Here is a 12,654-nt window from a genome sequence, read left to right as displayed (position 1 = left end):
TTCACCCGAAAAGTTGATAGTCGGTGTTTGCCATGCGCTGCTTAGCTGATGCGCGTCGCTCAGGCCGATACTTATCTGTACCTACCGCGAGATAGCGAAACGCATCTGAAGCGTGGGATGTCCAGTCATGCAATGGGCGGGGCTTATACGCTTTCGCTTTCTCATCCCATTCACGCTGATACTGTGCCAGGGCATTCAGCCCCTTCTCGCACTTAGTCTTGTCAAACCAACAGCGCGGCAACATCATTCGGACGGCGTTGATACCGTCATCTACGCGGCTGGCCGGCAGTGCTTCAACCCTCACGCCAAGCTTGCGCAGCGTTTCGAATCTCGTTGTTCCGGTGCCAAGTTCTGAAGCCATGACGTCATGCGGGAGGATGTGGCGCTCGTAGCTGTACGGCTTGTCTTTGATGACCTTCGCGTAGTGGTCAAGCCCAACGCCGGAGGCTTCGTAGAAGTCGATGATCCGAATCTCTTTGCCGATGAGTTGCGCGAACCAGATGGCTGTTGAGTCGCCAATACCCAAATCCCACGCTGTGTAGACTGGGAATGCCGGGTCATATGGCACATGGGTGACCCTGCCGTCTCTGGTAGCGTCTGCCAGCATTCGCGAGTAGTAAGCACCGGGAATGGCTGCATCCCACGAACAGAGGTACTCCTGCTCATAGAGAGCCTTCCCTTCCTCCTCTCCACGTTCGTCAATCATCTCTGCCAATTCATTGGCCAGCACTTCAGGCTTGATGTGTCCGGTAGTTTCAGCAGAGAGATGCTCAGCGAACCAGCCATCACTCTTCTCTGCGCCAAGGAATAGCTTGTGGAAGTGATTGCGCCCACGTGGTGTTGAGATGAATAAAGCCCAGCCACCGTTCTCTGCCAGGATTGGACGCAAGAAGGCGTAAGCGTTGGGGTTACTCAGTGCGTATTCAGAGAAGACCACGCCAAGGTAGGCGGAGCCGATGAGCGCGCTGTAGTTGTCAGAGCCGACCACTTGCCACGTTGAGCCATTGACGAAGGTGATCTTCATTTCGTCAGTGCGCACCGACGCACGGATAGCTTCAGGAAATGCCTCATCAATGCGTCGGCGTCCTGTGTGGGGGTTTACCGCATCCCAGATGGCGCGCCTTGCCTGATTAGCTTGAGGCAGACAGTGGATGTAGTTTCCAACCTTTGTCATGCATTGGATGGCTGACCAGTGGAGGCAGAGATCATCCTTACCTGCACGTCGCGGCCAGCAGACCACAGCACGCTTAATGCCTGATTCGAGCGCGCCCCACAGTGGTATCTGGTATGAACGAGGCGACCAGTTATTCGGAAGATTTATCTCCATCTGGCGTGAACCTCTTGATGTTGACTGTCAGACCCATTTCGCCGCTCTGCTCTACTTCCTGTTTGTCACGCCACACCTTGGGCTGGCGGTTCTTCAACCAGAAGATGGCGGCAGTGGTATCAGGTGGGTAATGCTTCATGTAAGGCGTCTCGACGATATTGTTTTCGATAACGCGAATATCGAGGTCTGGCGCTACATAACCCATTGCGCGCTGATACAGGCGATCAACCACATCACCATCAGCTACGGCCTTACCTTTTTTTATGGACTCCAGAAATTCAGGATGCTCGTGCTTCCAGTTATTGATCGTGGATTCACTCACCTCAAAGAATTCTGCTAACTCCGCATCGGTATGACCGAGCAAGCACAGTTTGCGTGCCTGTTCGGCATACGCCTCTTCGTACTTAGTCGGCCTCGCCATAGTGTTCTCCTTTGTCATTATCGGTGACCCTCATTGAAGGCCACCTGTAATGCTTACTTGTCAGTGGTGCTATCTGGATAGACGGTGCCTTCCAGTGTTTCTTTCAGGCGCTGCACACGAGCACTCAGATCATCCGGGTTGATGCCCGGCGTCTTTGCCAGTTCAACGGCTGCTTCATGCAGTGCTTCTTGGATCTTCTCTTGTTGTTGCTTAGCAGTTGCCATTTCATACCTCACGATGTGATAGATGCGGCGGTCACAATGCCACCGGACACGGTTAAGGTGATTTTGCGCGTTGCCGTCCCCAGGCTTAGAGCCAGCCCCGTTGTCACAGGGATGGAGAGAACTTGTGTGTTGCTGACAATCGCAGTGGAGTCAGGCAGGCTGACGGCGGTTACTGAACTCTGAGAGATGCTTACCGTCCCAGTAGCAGATACGGTGCCCGCACTGTTTTTGACGGTCAGTTGTTGGTTATTTGCAATGACCGACTCATAACCATCTACGTCCAGGTTACTTCCCTGATACACCATCTGATAAAAGTCTTGCTGCTCCCCGCTGGTAATGCGCAGATAGCCCATAGGTTTCCACCCTGTGGCTAGTGCTGAGGTAAGCTGCTGGTTCATTGCGCCATAGTCATTGGCTTGAAGTATCTTGCAGGCAGTAATAGCCATTGGTGAGCCTCCATGTGAATAAAGGATTCTCCCCGGTGGTGAAAGGGTGCGGGTATTGAGGCTTTATTTAACGTCGCTGGCTCCCGCTGGTATTCTCGACAATGCTGGCTGCACAGCATTATCAGAGCCACTCAGTGAATGACTCTTGTAATACCGTTCTGGATATAGGTATGTTGGATTTTCATCCTTATGCGTATAACTAACGGGAGCTCTTATATGTGTGTGATCAAAGCAGGTAGACAGAATTACCATATCGAGTATGTAGGCGGGTCTTACAATGCCCTTCCTGTAAATGATATTGGCAAGACAATTATTGGCTTATCTATTGAACAATTAGCCAAAATTCTAGCTGATTACACAGGTGGTGATCACGACAGCATATTGAAGCAGCTCAAAGCTTGCTTCCCTTGAGTGGGCGACAAAGCCTGCCTATGCGCAGGCAGAATTACTCACCGTTAAGCTGTAGCTTCAGTGCTTGCGGCTTCTGCGCCCGCTGAGCTTTCGTCGGTTGCTGCGTCACTGGTGCTGGCTGACTCAGCGCTGTCAGGTTCGATGCCAAGGCTTTTGTACTGTGCCGTTAAAGCAGCGGCCAGCCCTTCAGTTTTCTTTTCTGCCAGCTTGCTGACGATGAGTGCCTGGACGTCTGAGTCCTGAAGCACGGCTTTCAATTCTTCTGAGGTTACTTCTACGGCCATTGTCTTTTTCCTTATGCTTTAGCGACGAGTTTCTTTGCCAGGGCTACCACTTCATCGAATTCGTTTTCGACATCGTGACCAATGCTGATCAGCAATTCTTTCACCTTGCCCAGCACAGCGTCATCAGAGGTGACGCTGGTCGTGGTGGTCTGTGTGGTGGCCGGCACCACTGTTTCTGTAGTGGTGGTCACAGGAGGGATTGCTTGTGCGGTTGTCGCGGTGTCTGTTACTGCGGCGTCAGTCACGGTAGGTTCCTTTGTCTCTTTGGTGAGTAGCCATTTGAGCGGGTTCATTTCTTCTCTCCGCAAAGGCGGTCGTATAAATCGTTGTGAGCATTGATAGCCCGGACGGTGCGGATATCCATCAGCTCTGAATCTTTACCGTGGGTGTAGATAGGGCTGAAGAGTGTGCAGCTAGAATCAATGGTAATCGTGGGGCTAGTCGTCTGAGTTGTAGCGTGAGGAGTGCAGCTTGTTGCGGCTAGCAGCGTCACTGAGAGCAGCGTTAGTCGTTTGAGCATCTTTAGCCACCTGTGCATTTTCTTTCTGCTTTTCAGCAACAGCTGACACCAGGGCAGACTCGACTTTAGCCGCGGCCACGTCAGCTTTAGCCTGCGTCTGCGTGGTGCCGATCTTCTTACCGCCGAAGTAGGCAGTGATGAGGCCAACGATAACAGCGAGGCCAGTCAGGATTTCTGACCACCAACCGGAGAGAAGTGATGTCATGGGTTCGTGTCCAGTCGTTGCTTCTGGTTGAGTAACTTCCGCTGACGGATGAACTGCGCCAACACTGCCATAACCATCAGGAATGAACCGATGATGCTCAGGTAATTCGGAGGCAGGAATGACTTAATATCTGGCGGCAGCATGTTCCATCCGGTGAGAGCGGCATCAGGGATCAGCTGCATCGCCGCGCTTAATGCCGCGCCTGCACTTCCCAACCACACTGACCACGCTTTGAATAGCAACTTGGCATGAGCCACAAACTCCAAATTGGTGTATTTGCGGATGAGCAGAACGCCGATAATTATCGCCAGGACAACCAGGAGCCAGATGAGAAAGGTCATATCAGCCCCTTATAAATATCGTAGGTGCCGGTACGCATCACTTCAGCATGGCGCCGGGCGCGCTCTGGCGTTTGCGATGCCCATTTACTGCTCAACATGCCGTTAGCAGCACCGGTAAAGTTACCAGCGCCAATCATCGCCAGCGTGTTCTTGAAGCCAGCTAGGCCAGCCAGCCCCATTTGGTAGCACATGCTGTAAAGCACATCAGCGCGGGCTGGGTTGCATTGCTTAAGCGCTGCTGCAATGGATGGCGTAGCGCTCATCTGATAAACCATTCCATCCACAATGGCCTGCTTCCAAAAGTCGCCTACCTTGCGAGGAACACTGAACGTGTAATTCGCGAGACTGGCATACTTCGGCCCGATACGAATGCCGCCAGCCACTGTGGGATATCCTTCAGTGTCGATATACGGCTTCTCACGGTAGCCTTCTTCAAAATTGAGGATTTGAATAATCTGACTCATTTCCCTTCATCCTCTTTGACTACCTGCTTCACCTTGTCAGCGGTCTTATTGGCGGTGCGGTCTGGCAGGGAGTCGAGTTTCTTCTGAAGGTCAGCTACCTGATTGCTCAGTTGCTCAACCTTCTCATCACGGCGACTTGCGACTTCGCCGTAATCTTTGCGGATATCTTCAACCCGCCGGTTTGCATCGTTGCTGACGTACACAAAGATGATGGTCATCAGGATGCTGAACAGGCACGCGCCGAGAAGCCAGTAACCTAAAGTGACCATCTTGCGCGGTGTGGGCTTGTCGCTATTGGGTAGGTGCATTGCTGTCGTCCTCCAGAGTGGCGATCAGCCGAGTGACTTCATTCCTGAGTCGGTCGTTACCCGATGTGCTTGCGTCAGACATCGCCAACAGGGTACCCAGAGCACTCTTGATCAGCCGGAGGTCTGTCTCCAGGGTGGAGATGCGACGAATGTTCTTATCGTGTCTGTCGCGGAGATCGTCGTTTTCCTTGCGGAGCAGCTCATTGCTCTCTTTCAGCAAAACAACCTGCTCTTTGTAGCTGGAGATAATCTCTCCACCCGCCCTGTTGGTGGTAACGATTGAAGCGATGCCCGCAATTAAGGGCTTCCAGAAAATTGCCACCGCCCCGCCGCCTAGCAGCAGAGCGCTGATACTTGTGATTAAGCTATTCTCCATGCCTGACCTCGCTGATCAGATACAGGAGTGAAGTGAGAGTGTTTTGCATGGCCGTCTCCGGCAATCCCGGCAAGACCGGCACTATTGCTGTTGAAAGAAATAAAAGGCGCTCGCGGTAAAAGGACACAGGACTAAACAGGGGAAATCCATGAGCGCTAAAACGAAAAAAGGCCGCCCGTAGGCAGCCTTATTTTTTATATGTATGAATGCAAAATATAGGTTGACCTATAACATAGGTTTACCTATAATCATCCCATCAGCCGGACGCTGAAACGGGAAGGCCCCTACCGAAGCAGAGGCCAACATGAGGAAGGGTTATGATGAAGTTAATCATCATCCTGATTGTTCTCTTAGTGATTAGCTCCCCAGCTTACTAAGACAGTCAGGCGGAGGGGAGAAATCCCCTCCAACCCACACTCCATAATTTAGGATTTTATCATGGCTCGGTCAATAACTGACATCCAAAAACGCAGCGATGAACGGCGTGGTTTGAAGGTAAAGAGCATGAAGCTCAACGTCGAAACCATCGCGTTACTGGAGCGCCTTGCAGCCCATACTGGTGAGCCTCAATCGGCAGTTGTTACCAGGGCGCTTCAGATGCTGGCCAATGAACTAAAGATGTAACGAGAAGCCTCCTTCGGGAGGCTTTTTTATAAGCAACGGCAAGAACGCTGCGGCCGATTCGAACGGCTTCCCTTTCGGTGCATTCCCATAATGCTACTTACAGCGCCTTTGCCTGTTGCGCAGAAAAGCAAAAAGCCCCGGTGAGTAACCGAGGCTTATTTGTTAACGAGAGGCAGAAATCCCATCGTTAGAGATAAATTAACACAGTTTCCGGAAAAGTAAATAGCTTACGATAAAATATCAGGCTATTTCCTATTGCGCTATGCAGTCACTTTCGATAAAGCAGAGTTTGCCCAAGCCTCTTCTACTTCCAGTTTAGTGATCAGCTGATCATAGAATGGCTTCACGCTTTTCTCCCAGGTTGCTACGGATACCAATTCATTCTTACCGAATGCGGCTCTGTAGGCCTCTGTGGAAGGTATGCGCTCATACCCCCGGCCAGAGCAGCGCTTGCAATCTCCCATCACCGGCACACCCTGTAATTCGGTTTCTTTTCTGTTGAGAGCCTTCCCGCGCCCGGAACAGTCGTTACATGCCGCAGAGACTACACCCCGCCCCTGGCATGGCTTGCAGCGAACCCGGACAATCTCCCGCACACTGCGCTGCATTCCGCCGGACAGAGGCGCTTTCAGTGAAAATACCTCAGCCTCAATGAAGCCGGCACCCGTGCAGCACTCACACGGTTTCACGCTGGCGGCACTGCGGCAGTAATCCAGATACGCATAAGTTGCGAGAACTTGCATCACCACTGGTTTAATATCACTCTCAAGCTTGCGAAGGGCTGCAACCCGGCCGCAGGTTTCGAGTGAATGTTTGGTCAGCAGGTTGATCGCCCGATCACTGTCCTGCTTACTGATACCCATCTTCCCCAGAAAAGCGCTGTACCCCATTTCAGCGCGACTCTGAGCCATACCCATTGCCGCCATTACGTCAGTACCTGTCAGAGCTTCTGAAGCGGTTGCTGGCGTGGTTGCGGTGTAGTTTGGGGATTTCGGAGAGTGGAATTTGATAGCGCTTTCGAGATTCATACTGCCTCCAGTTCGGTAATGATAATTTCCAGCTTGCCGCCCTTCACTACTTCACAGCGAACCATACGCACGTCATCAATCAGGCTATCGTCAGCTATGACGCCTGCTTGGGTGAGTGAATCGAGCGGTGCTTTGAAGAGGTTGTCCAAATCACGCCGGGCGCGTGTAGGTGGGTATGCGAGGATTTTTACTTTGAGCCTGCCGGCCAGTTGGTATTGCTGATTTGCTTCGAGGACATACTGATTGACGAGTGCTGTGTAATCCCTTCCCTTTTTGCTCTTAATCTTTCTACCGCGGAACACAGAGAAGAGATGGTTATTTCCAGGCGGCCAGGGTAGTTCTATTCGATATTCATTCATGCCCGCACCTTCCCTTCCCGCAGCAACTCATTCTGCGTGCGTATAACGCCCTCCAGATGAGCTAGGCGGGCTTCTGACGCCTCAACCATACGTGTGCGGCGGTCAATCTCATCATGGCAGCAGGAGCACGCCCACGCCCCAAATAAGTCATCGGGCTTGATACCCGTTCCGCACATGCCGGCCATGCGGTAATGGGCGAGCACAACAGTTTCAGGGTTGCCGTTGCAGATGCCCGGCAGCCTAACCTGGCATTCCCTGCCCCGAGCCTCTTTTCGCAGATTAGCCATTCTTCTTCTGCTCCTTCTCAGCATGTGCCGCGCTGTAGGCAGCCAGGTGAGCGACAACAATCGCGTAGATGCTCATCAGAGACACCCAGAGGATGCTCTCTTTCCACCAAACCAACGTGGGGAGAGTGAGAGCCGTCCATATGATCGCCGCGATGATGTGGAACCGTGCCAGACGCTTGGCTTCAATCTTCATCGCCCTCTCCTGCAATCTTGAAGTTGGGGTCAGACATCTCAAACCAGTCAGCGCAGTTCTGGCAGCAGTAGGTTTCGTCAGCTTCCAGCTTCAAGCTACAGTGGGCGCACACTGGTTCAGGCGGCTTCTGCATAACTGGCCTCCTTCATCATCAAGAAGACAATCATCGCCAATCGACATGGAGACTCTGGGCAACGCTTCCAGTCGTTATAGGGAGCAATCCCGCGCAAATTGCATGACGCATCCCAGCTAATGCCGTCGTAGTTCAGTTCAATGCCATTACGATGGATAATCGGCCCGGCATCAGCCCATGAGTTGCACGGGTCGAACCGGTTAGGCCCATCACCGAAACCGCGGGTCACCAGGAGCGTCTTGCCGTTCAGGTCGTACTGAATCGACTCCCGGACATCTTTCACGGAGTAGGCGTTGACCATCTTCGCGCCCAGGGCGACGGCGACCGCATTGTTAATTTCGTAGTCCGATAATTCGCTGTAGTTCACTTCCTGCTCCTTACACGCAGCCAGCGCTTAGCCATGAGCGGCCAAACGGGGTCATAGGTTCTGATTTCTGAGGTTGAAGGTTTTGGCTTGGGGTTACTGCGGGAACGCTTTGGGGGGATGAATATCAGGTTATCGAGGGCTCGCTGGGTCAGGCTTCTTTGCATGGCTTGGCCTTATTGTGAGCACCTCGATTGCCCTGATTTACCATCAGAACGCCGTTGATGATGGCGTGGCGCTCGGGCTTTGTGTCTTTGTGATACTTCTTCACCGTGGTGCGATGGGTATTAATCATCCGGGCTACCTCAGTGATATTCCCTCGAGTCTGTACCAGCAGCTCAGGGATGGTCTGGATTGTTACGTTCATGCTGCACTCCTGATTGATGCCAATTGCTTGCCATAAGCCATCAGCTCATTACGATCGATGTAGCTCGTCATCCCTTTGCGACGGTGGAGTGGGTTCCAGATAAGAAGCATTGAGCCTTTGTTATTGCCGCTTACTGGTTTCCCTGTGTCCGCCCTGACGAATGAAATTCGCCCGCCGGTAATAAATCTGACCTCAGTCACTTCTTTCAAAGCCTCTTTAAACCAGCCAACTGAGGTGTCTGCTGGCACAAGCATCACCACGCCAATACTGCCTTCTGCCAGTGCATTGGCTTTTTCTACCCAAGGGCCGATGCTGCTGTATGGCGGGTTACACCAGAGATAACCATTCTCAAACATCTCCCAGCGTGTTGCTGGCGCCAGAGCGTTATCAGCCTCGGTTAAGTAAACCGGATGAAGATGGTTGGTGTCGCTTGCGGCAATGTCGGCCACGAAATGGAACTCGCGCTCCAGTACCAGATAAAGCTCCTGCGGAGTTTGCCAGAGGTCGCGTATATCAGGCGGCGTGTTGCTGCCGGTATAGTCTGTCATGCTGTTGTTCCGTATCTGTTCGCCCATTCAGCAGCCCGTGCAGCTTCGTCGCTGAACTGGACGTTGTGCTCGGCACCAAAGGCGCTGATGAGTTCGATTAAGTCCCGCATTTCACGAACGGCCATGCGGCTGGTTGATTGGCCTAAAACCACGAATCCGCCATCAATACCTGGCACCACGTCTTGCTTCTTGAGCGCCGCGGTGAATACCCACTTCCACTCTTCGCTGGTCAGCTTGCGCCCATGCCAATTGACCTGCTCTGAAATATCGTTCAGGCAAGCCCAAAGCTTGGCGTTTTGCGAAATGCTGCGAGTGCGTTCTTGGATGGTTACTACGAGGGGTGATTCAGGATTGGCTGGTAAGGTCTGGATGTATTCGATGCAGTTTCGTCGTCGGATAGAGTCAATCAGGAAATAGCTCTGTTTGTTCACGGTTACCTCCCTTCGCTTGTCTCCACGTAGTCGAGTAACAAATCGTGGGCTTTGCTGAGCAGCAGGTCTAGCGTGTGCTGTTGATGCCCGCCTTCACGCACCAACCTTAGGGCTTGGTTGATGTACTGCTGAGCCTCTGTGAGTTGCCTGTGAGGATGGAGGGGAATAATTTCAGCTGTCATTGCTTCTCTCCATGTTTCTGGATAGCCATGATGATGCAGGCAGTGCATAACCACATGGTTCCAATGATTATTTGTTGAGGGTTATCGGCAGCCATCCCATAACCCGTAATGGGTGCGCCGATGATGGCGAGGATGTAGGGCATATCGCTTACCTCCATCCCTTTTCAGTTGGTTCCTGCTGTGCAGCAAATAAAAACGCCGCTGTAGTAGCGGCGCTGTGTTTGTTTTGCATGTTTCCCCCACTGGCTGTGTTACAGCGTGATGTTAGCCTCACGACTGGCGATCTTGATGAAGTGACGTAGCATTTCGCGAGTCATCCAATTTTTTTCGGTCAGTTGGAAAATCCAAGAAACTACCTGTGCGCCGCTTGTGCAGGTATCTCGTGCGATTTCATACTGAGCGTCGGTATCGGGGATGTTTATAACGATGTGTGTGTCGTCAACAGTGAAGATTTCTGAAAGCTCTTTTTGGCGTTCTGCATAGCTTTCTACATCTAATTTTTTCAGGGTCATACTTTCGCTCCTTTTGCGAATTTCCTTGATCCGTACTCATCCTGTTGCTGGGAGGAGCAAGCCTGCCTAGCCTCATCCTGTTCACAGGCCATAAAATGCCCATTAACAAAACGCTGATAGACCGTACCAAGGGAACCAAATCTATTCTTGGTGACAATGATTTCTGCGTATGGTGCAGCGGGGGAGTTTTCATTGTACACGGCATCCCGGTAAAGCATGACGATAGAATCTGCATCCTGCTCAATGCTGCCAGAGTCACGCAAGTCAGCGTTTACTGGGCGTTTATTGGGGCGTTTCTCAACATCCCGCGAGAGCTGGCTTAAAGAAATCACTGTTGTCTTCAGGTCTTTTGCCATTGCTTTTAAAGACCCAGAGATGTGAGCAATTGATAAATCATTACGCTCTGCCTTCGGCTTTTCAATCAGCCCAAGGTAGTCAACCATGATCAGAGACAGCGCCGGATTTTCTTGCTTGTGCCGTTCTGCGACAGCCCGAATTTGCTCGACATTCAACTTTGAAGCGTCGACAACCCAGACATCCAGACCGGTAAGTTGCTTAATTCCCTGTGATACCCGCCCCCATCCTTCGTCGTCCATTTTTGCTGGATTACGCAGCACACTTACCGACATATTCCCAGCGCCGGCCACTGACCGCTCGATAACTTGCAATGAACTCATCTCCATCGAGAACATCAACACGCCTCTGCGCTGAGCGCTGTTAGGTAACTCACTCCTCGCTACGCCTTCTGCAATTTTGAGAGCCAGCTCTGTTTTCCCCATTCCTGGACGAGCAGCAACAATCACCAAGTCTTCCGGATTCATGCCGCCGGTGATTACATCCAGCTCATGTATTCCCGTTTTAAGGGTATCTGACTGATCACCGTTCTTCAGCCTTCCCTCAAGCTGTTCTGCGTAGCTATCAAGCAGCTCGCTGATATGGATTGGCCTAACCTCATTTTTCGGCTTTCTGACGCTTCCAAGGCGCTTTACGAGCTCATCCACAGCCTGAGTCGAGACATCCCGGTTACCATTGGCAATGGGCGCTCTAAGCTCTTCAATCAGGGCAAGCACCTGACGGCGCTGATGGTTATCAGCAACGATTTCTGCATAGCCCTTGAGGTTTGCAGAGCTTGGACAAGCTCGGTAGGTTTCCATGACGTCAGCAAAGCGCTCTTCCCCCATGGCCTCTGCAACCATCATCGCATCGATTAAGTGCCGCGTTCTTGCCTGCCCTTGGATCACCCGATAAGTATCTTGATAAAACTTGATGGCGAATGCTTCTGGGCTTAGGGTGCTGAGCACCTCGTTTGCTACTGGGGTCAAACCGCTAATCAGCAGGCCACCGATTACGCTGGCTTCGATATCTTGGTTCATCAGAGTGTTCCCTCACGTACTTTGGTCAGTGTCTTGCGTTGCAGCAGATAATCGAGCGTTGCTACCCATTCCCGGTCGTTGTCTCCGAAGTGGAACGGCCTCGCCTGCTGCATGAACGCGTTCACGTAAGCACGGAAGCCTTCAGCGGTTGGCGTAGCCAGGGAGGTGACAAGGGTTTTCATCTTGCGCTTGCGCTCATCGCTCAGCTCTACAGCGTGGGGAAGCTTGTCACCGACGATGTCGTTGTAGGCGCTCATGCAGGCTTCGTAATCGATGCGAATGGGTTTTCGTCTTTCAGGTTTAACCTGCTGAGCGCCAACACCCGTGAGGGGGTTGGGGGTGTTTTCTTTTTTCTTTTGTATATTGTCTTTTGTGGTTAGCAACTTCTGCGAAGGTTCGTTAGCGACTTCTGCTAAGGTTTTCTTAGCAGGTTTAGCTAATGTTTTGCAGAATCCGTTATTCTTTGTTTCCCACTCAGATACGTTGGTATTCATGCCGATTTTCCGGCCTTCCTGAAGCAGGACTTTCTTCCTGATAAGCAGGTTCTTAGCCGTTGAGCAGTGAGTGTGATGCTTGCCTATCATCTCCTCAAGCTGCTCATTGCTGATCCAGTCCATCTTCTTGCTGAAGCCGTATGTCTTCCGCCACACTGCGATGACGATACAGAGTTCAGTTTCGCTCAGCCCAGAAGCCATCGTTGCATCGAGCAGTTCGTTAGCTAAGCGAGTGAACCCATCTTCAAGCTGCGCCACTCTACGCTCCACGGCCTCTACAGACGGCCTCTGGTAATCTGATAACTTAACGACTCCCATTCTTCACCCCCGCCTTAGCCAGCCTGAAAACGCCAATCAGACGCTCTGCGAACGCCTTGTTGTTAGCAGCTGCAACAACCAGCCCGTCTGGTGAATCTTGGTGTCGCCTCTCTT

At 52.0% G+C, this 12,654-nt stretch carries 29 protein-coding genes; 3 read left to right on the top strand and 26 right to left on the bottom strand.

What is annotated here, in order from left to right; genetic code table 11:
- Position 1 precedes the first annotated feature (1 nt).
- Genes CYR52_RS07600 through CYR52_RS07590 form a run of 4 tightly spaced genes read right to left on the bottom strand, consistent with a single transcriptional unit; the run spans position 2 to position 2,418 of the window.
- The gene (locus CYR52_RS07600; RefSeq protein ID WP_146001334.1) at positions 2–1,327 is read right to left on the bottom strand and encodes a terminase large subunit; all 1,326 of its coding nucleotides are present in this window, start codon (positions 1,325–1,327) and stop codon (positions 2–4) included.
- On the bottom strand, positions 1,305–1,748 hold the full coding sequence (locus tag CYR52_RS07595) for a terminase (protein ID WP_101828345.1): 444 nt from the start codon (positions 1,746–1,748) through the stop codon (positions 1,305–1,307). Before CYR52_RS07595 ends, CYR52_RS07600 begins: the two co-directional genes overlap by 23 nt.
- A gap of 53 nt (positions 1,749–1,801) precedes the next feature.
- On the bottom strand, positions 1,802–1,972 hold the full coding sequence (locus tag CYR52_RS22620; protein WP_165699077.1) for a hypothetical protein: 171 nt from the start codon (positions 1,970–1,972) through the stop codon (positions 1,802–1,804).
- Between the two features lie 8 nt (positions 1,973–1,980).
- Positions 1,981–2,418 (bottom strand): hypothetical protein, encoded by a 438-nt coding sequence (locus tag CYR52_RS07590; protein WP_101828344.1) that lies wholly within the window; start codon positions 2,416–2,418, stop codon positions 1,981–1,983.
- Positions 2,419–2,634: 216 nt separating this feature from the next.
- On the opposite strand from CYR52_RS07590, the gene CYR52_RS22370 reads away from it, so the two are divergent.
- Positions 2,635–2,829 (top strand): hypothetical protein, encoded by a 195-nt coding sequence (locus CYR52_RS22370; protein WP_146001333.1) that lies wholly within the window; start codon positions 2,635–2,637, stop codon positions 2,827–2,829.
- A 44-nt stretch (positions 2,830–2,873) separates the two neighbouring features.
- On the opposite strand, the gene CYR52_RS07585 is transcribed toward CYR52_RS22370, so the two are convergent.
- The 7 genes from CYR52_RS07585 to CYR52_RS07560 form a co-directional block, all read right to left on the bottom strand.
- Entirely contained in the window at positions 2,874–3,113 is a 240-nt protein-coding gene (locus CYR52_RS07585) for a hypothetical protein (protein WP_101828343.1), read from the bottom strand.
- Between the two features lie 11 nt (positions 3,114–3,124).
- Entirely contained in the window at positions 3,125–3,406 is a 282-nt protein-coding gene (locus CYR52_RS22365) for a hypothetical protein (protein WP_146001332.1), read from the bottom strand.
- A 144-nt stretch (positions 3,407–3,550) separates the two neighbouring features.
- A complete protein-coding gene (locus CYR52_RS07580) occupies positions 3,551–3,838 on the bottom strand; it encodes a hypothetical protein (protein ID WP_101828342.1) in 288 nt (95 codons plus the stop codon).
- Entirely contained in the window at positions 3,835–4,179 is a 345-nt protein-coding gene (locus CYR52_RS07575; RefSeq protein ID WP_101828341.1) for a DUF7940 domain-containing protein, read from the bottom strand. The genes CYR52_RS07580 and CYR52_RS07575 overlap by 4 nt, the downstream gene beginning before the upstream one ends.
- Positions 4,176–4,643, bottom strand: a complete 468-nt coding sequence (locus tag CYR52_RS07570) for a lysozyme family protein (protein WP_101828340.1) — start codon at positions 4,641–4,643, stop codon at positions 4,176–4,178. The genes CYR52_RS07575 and CYR52_RS07570 overlap by 4 nt, the downstream gene beginning before the upstream one ends.
- Positions 4,640–4,951, bottom strand: coding sequence for a hypothetical protein (locus tag CYR52_RS07565; protein ID WP_241522402.1), 312 nt, complete (start codon positions 4,949–4,951; stop codon positions 4,640–4,642). The genes CYR52_RS07570 and CYR52_RS07565 overlap by 4 nt, the downstream gene beginning before the upstream one ends.
- Positions 4,935–5,327: a hypothetical protein gene (locus CYR52_RS07560; protein ID WP_101828338.1), complete on the bottom strand. Its 393-nt coding sequence runs from the start codon at positions 5,325–5,327 to the stop codon at positions 4,935–4,937. The genes CYR52_RS07565 and CYR52_RS07560 overlap by 17 nt, the downstream gene beginning before the upstream one ends.
- A gap of 317 nt (positions 5,328–5,644) precedes the next feature.
- Between CYR52_RS07560 and CYR52_RS23080 the strand changes: the two genes are divergently transcribed.
- Both CYR52_RS23080 and CYR52_RS23150 read left to right on the top strand, forming a co-directional pair.
- Positions 5,645–5,704: a type I toxin-antitoxin system Ibs family toxin gene (locus CYR52_RS23080; protein ID WP_112041632.1), complete on the top strand. Its 60-nt coding sequence runs from the start codon at positions 5,645–5,647 to the stop codon at positions 5,702–5,704.
- A 127-nt stretch (positions 5,705–5,831) separates the two neighbouring features.
- Positions 5,832–5,951, top strand: a complete 120-nt coding sequence (locus tag CYR52_RS23150) for a ribbon-helix-helix domain-containing protein (RefSeq protein WP_479415233.1) — start codon at positions 5,832–5,834, stop codon at positions 5,949–5,951.
- A gap of 260 nt (positions 5,952–6,211) precedes the next feature.
- Here CYR52_RS23150 and CYR52_RS07550 read toward each other — a convergent pair whose 3' ends face one another.
- From CYR52_RS07550 to CYR52_RS07485, 15 genes are all read right to left on the bottom strand, one after another.
- Positions 6,212–6,979, bottom strand: coding sequence for an antitermination protein (locus tag CYR52_RS07550; protein ID WP_101828336.1), 768 nt, complete (start codon positions 6,977–6,979; stop codon positions 6,212–6,214).
- Complete coding sequence (locus tag CYR52_RS07545; RefSeq protein WP_101828335.1) at positions 6,976–7,338, bottom strand: RusA family crossover junction endodeoxyribonuclease; 363 nt, start codon at positions 7,336–7,338, stop codon at positions 6,976–6,978. Before CYR52_RS07545 ends, CYR52_RS07550 begins: the two co-directional genes overlap by 4 nt.
- Positions 7,335–7,625 carry a DUF1364 domain-containing protein gene (locus CYR52_RS07540; protein WP_101828334.1) on the bottom strand — a complete coding sequence of 97 codons (291 nt, stop codon included), beginning with the start codon at positions 7,623–7,625 and terminating at the stop codon, positions 7,335–7,337. Before CYR52_RS07540 ends, CYR52_RS07545 begins: the two co-directional genes overlap by 4 nt.
- Positions 7,618–7,818 carry a hypothetical protein gene (locus CYR52_RS07535; RefSeq protein WP_101828333.1) on the bottom strand — a complete coding sequence of 67 codons (201 nt, stop codon included), beginning with the start codon at positions 7,816–7,818 and terminating at the stop codon, positions 7,618–7,620. The genes CYR52_RS07540 and CYR52_RS07535 overlap by 8 nt, the downstream gene beginning before the upstream one ends.
- Positions 7,808–7,951 carry a protein NinF gene (locus CYR52_RS23145; protein ID WP_101828332.1) on the bottom strand — a complete coding sequence of 48 codons (144 nt, stop codon included), beginning with the start codon at positions 7,949–7,951 and terminating at the stop codon, positions 7,808–7,810. Before CYR52_RS23145 ends, CYR52_RS07535 begins: the two co-directional genes overlap by 11 nt.
- A complete protein-coding gene (locus CYR52_RS07525) occupies positions 7,935–8,318 on the bottom strand; it encodes a phage protein NinX family protein (protein WP_165699076.1) in 384 nt (127 codons plus the stop codon). Before CYR52_RS07525 ends, CYR52_RS23145 begins: the two co-directional genes overlap by 17 nt.
- The gene (locus CYR52_RS07520; protein WP_101828330.1) at positions 8,315–8,482 is read right to left on the bottom strand and encodes a NinE family protein; all 168 of its coding nucleotides are present in this window, start codon (positions 8,480–8,482) and stop codon (positions 8,315–8,317) included. The genes CYR52_RS07525 and CYR52_RS07520 overlap by 4 nt, the downstream gene beginning before the upstream one ends.
- Positions 8,467–8,682 carry a protein ninH gene (locus tag CYR52_RS07515; RefSeq protein WP_101828329.1) on the bottom strand — a complete coding sequence of 72 codons (216 nt, stop codon included), beginning with the start codon at positions 8,680–8,682 and terminating at the stop codon, positions 8,467–8,469. The genes CYR52_RS07520 and CYR52_RS07515 overlap by 16 nt, the downstream gene beginning before the upstream one ends.
- On the bottom strand, positions 8,679–9,230 hold the full coding sequence (locus CYR52_RS07510; protein WP_101828328.1) for a phage N-6-adenine-methyltransferase: 552 nt from the start codon (positions 9,228–9,230) through the stop codon (positions 8,679–8,681). Before CYR52_RS07510 ends, CYR52_RS07515 begins: the two co-directional genes overlap by 4 nt.
- The gene (locus tag CYR52_RS07505; protein WP_101828327.1) at positions 9,227–9,661 is read right to left on the bottom strand and encodes a recombination protein NinB; all 435 of its coding nucleotides are present in this window, start codon (positions 9,659–9,661) and stop codon (positions 9,227–9,229) included. Before CYR52_RS07505 ends, CYR52_RS07510 begins: the two co-directional genes overlap by 4 nt.
- A gap of 2 nt (positions 9,662–9,663) precedes the next feature.
- Complete coding sequence (locus tag CYR52_RS07500; RefSeq protein ID WP_101828326.1) at positions 9,664–9,843, bottom strand: hypothetical protein; 180 nt, start codon at positions 9,841–9,843, stop codon at positions 9,664–9,666.
- On the bottom strand, positions 9,840–9,986 hold the full coding sequence (locus tag CYR52_RS22615; protein WP_165699075.1) for a hypothetical protein: 147 nt from the start codon (positions 9,984–9,986) through the stop codon (positions 9,840–9,842). The genes CYR52_RS07500 and CYR52_RS22615 overlap by 4 nt, the downstream gene beginning before the upstream one ends.
- A gap of 108 nt (positions 9,987–10,094) precedes the next feature.
- A complete protein-coding gene (locus CYR52_RS07495) occupies positions 10,095–10,355 on the bottom strand; it encodes a hypothetical protein (protein WP_101828325.1) in 261 nt (86 codons plus the stop codon).
- Positions 10,352–11,728, bottom strand: coding sequence for a replicative DNA helicase (locus CYR52_RS07490; protein WP_101828324.1), 1,377 nt, complete (start codon positions 11,726–11,728; stop codon positions 10,352–10,354). Before CYR52_RS07490 ends, CYR52_RS07495 begins: the two co-directional genes overlap by 4 nt.
- Positions 11,728–12,540 (bottom strand): replication protein, encoded by an 813-nt coding sequence (locus tag CYR52_RS07485; protein WP_101828323.1) that lies wholly within the window; start codon positions 12,538–12,540, stop codon positions 11,728–11,730. Before CYR52_RS07485 ends, CYR52_RS07490 begins: the two co-directional genes overlap by 1 nt.
- Between the last annotated feature and the right edge of the window lie 114 nt (positions 12,541–12,654).

The organism is Chimaeribacter arupi, assembly GCF_002858805.1.
Lineage (GTDB): Bacteria > Pseudomonadota > Gammaproteobacteria > Enterobacterales > Enterobacteriaceae > Chimaeribacter > Chimaeribacter arupi.
This window is presented reverse-complemented; position numbering and strand designations above follow the sequence as displayed.

Excerpts from the sequence above, each read along its gene's own strand:
- CYR52_RS07600 (WP_146001334.1), bottom strand. The coding sequence starts at position 1,327 with ATGGAGATAAATCTTCCGAATAACTGGTCGCCTCGTTCATACCAGATA.
- CYR52_RS07595 (WP_101828345.1), bottom strand. The coding sequence starts at position 1,748 with ATGGCGAGGCCGACTAAGTACGAAGAGGCGTATGCCGAACAGGCACGC.
- CYR52_RS22620 (WP_165699077.1), bottom strand. The coding sequence starts at position 1,972 with ATGGCAACTGCTAAGCAACAACAAGAGAAGATCCAAGAAGCACTGCAT.
- CYR52_RS07590 (WP_101828344.1), bottom strand. The coding sequence starts at position 2,418 with ATGGCTATTACTGCCTGCAAGATACTTCAAGCCAATGACTATGGCGCA.
- CYR52_RS22370 (WP_146001333.1), top strand. The coding sequence starts at position 2,635 with ATGTGTGTGATCAAAGCAGGTAGACAGAATTACCATATCGAGTATGTA.
- CYR52_RS07585 (WP_101828343.1), bottom strand. The coding sequence starts at position 3,113 with ATGGCCGTAGAAGTAACCTCAGAAGAATTGAAAGCCGTGCTTCAGGAC.
- CYR52_RS22365 (WP_146001332.1), bottom strand. The coding sequence starts at position 3,406 with ATGAACCCGCTCAAATGGCTACTCACCAAAGAGACAAAGGAACCTACC.
- CYR52_RS07580 (WP_101828342.1), bottom strand. The coding sequence starts at position 3,838 with ATGACATCACTTCTCTCCGGTTGGTGGTCAGAAATCCTGACTGGCCTC.
- CYR52_RS07575 (WP_101828341.1), bottom strand. The coding sequence starts at position 4,179 with ATGACCTTTCTCATCTGGCTCCTGGTTGTCCTGGCGATAATTATCGGC.
- CYR52_RS07570 (WP_101828340.1), bottom strand. The coding sequence starts at position 4,643 with ATGAGTCAGATTATTCAAATCCTCAATTTTGAAGAAGGCTACCGTGAG.
- CYR52_RS07565 (WP_241522402.1), bottom strand. The coding sequence starts at position 4,951 with ATGCACCTACCCAATAGCGACAAGCCCACACCGCGCAAGATGGTCACT.
- CYR52_RS07560 (WP_101828338.1), bottom strand. The coding sequence starts at position 5,327 with ATGGAGAATAGCTTAATCACAAGTATCAGCGCTCTGCTGCTAGGCGGC.
- CYR52_RS23150 (WP_479415233.1), top strand. The coding sequence starts at position 5,832 with ATGAAGCTCAACGTCGAAACCATCGCGTTACTGGAGCGCCTTGCAGCC.
- CYR52_RS07550 (WP_101828336.1), bottom strand. The coding sequence starts at position 6,979 with ATGAATCTCGAAAGCGCTATCAAATTCCACTCTCCGAAATCCCCAAAC.
- CYR52_RS07545 (WP_101828335.1), bottom strand. The coding sequence starts at position 7,338 with ATGAATGAATATCGAATAGAACTACCCTGGCCGCCTGGAAATAACCAT.
- CYR52_RS07540 (WP_101828334.1), bottom strand. The coding sequence starts at position 7,625 with ATGGCTAATCTGCGAAAAGAGGCTCGGGGCAGGGAATGCCAGGTTAGG.
- CYR52_RS07535 (WP_101828333.1), bottom strand. The coding sequence starts at position 7,818 with ATGAAGATTGAAGCCAAGCGTCTGGCACGGTTCCACATCATCGCGGCG.
- CYR52_RS23145 (WP_101828332.1), bottom strand. The coding sequence starts at position 7,951 with ATGCAGAAGCCGCCTGAACCAGTGTGCGCCCACTGTAGCTTGAAGCTG.
- CYR52_RS07520 (WP_101828330.1), bottom strand. The coding sequence starts at position 8,482 with ATGCAAAGAAGCCTGACCCAGCGAGCCCTCGATAACCTGATATTCATC.
- CYR52_RS07515 (WP_101828329.1), bottom strand. The coding sequence starts at position 8,682 with ATGAACGTAACAATCCAGACCATCCCTGAGCTGCTGGTACAGACTCGA.
- CYR52_RS07510 (WP_101828328.1), bottom strand. The coding sequence starts at position 9,230 with ATGACAGACTATACCGGCAGCAACACGCCGCCTGATATACGCGACCTC.
- CYR52_RS07500 (WP_101828326.1), bottom strand. The coding sequence starts at position 9,843 with ATGACAGCTGAAATTATTCCCCTCCATCCTCACAGGCAACTCACAGAG.
- CYR52_RS22615 (WP_165699075.1), bottom strand. The coding sequence starts at position 9,986 with ATGCCCTACATCCTCGCCATCATCGGCGCACCCATTACGGGTTATGGG.
- CYR52_RS07495 (WP_101828325.1), bottom strand. The coding sequence starts at position 10,355 with ATGACCCTGAAAAAATTAGATGTAGAAAGCTATGCAGAACGCCAAAAA.
- CYR52_RS07490 (WP_101828324.1), bottom strand. The coding sequence starts at position 11,728 with ATGAACCAAGATATCGAAGCCAGCGTAATCGGTGGCCTGCTGATTAGC.
- CYR52_RS07485 (WP_101828323.1), bottom strand. The coding sequence starts at position 12,540 with ATGGGAGTCGTTAAGTTATCAGATTACCAGAGGCCGTCTGTAGAGGCC.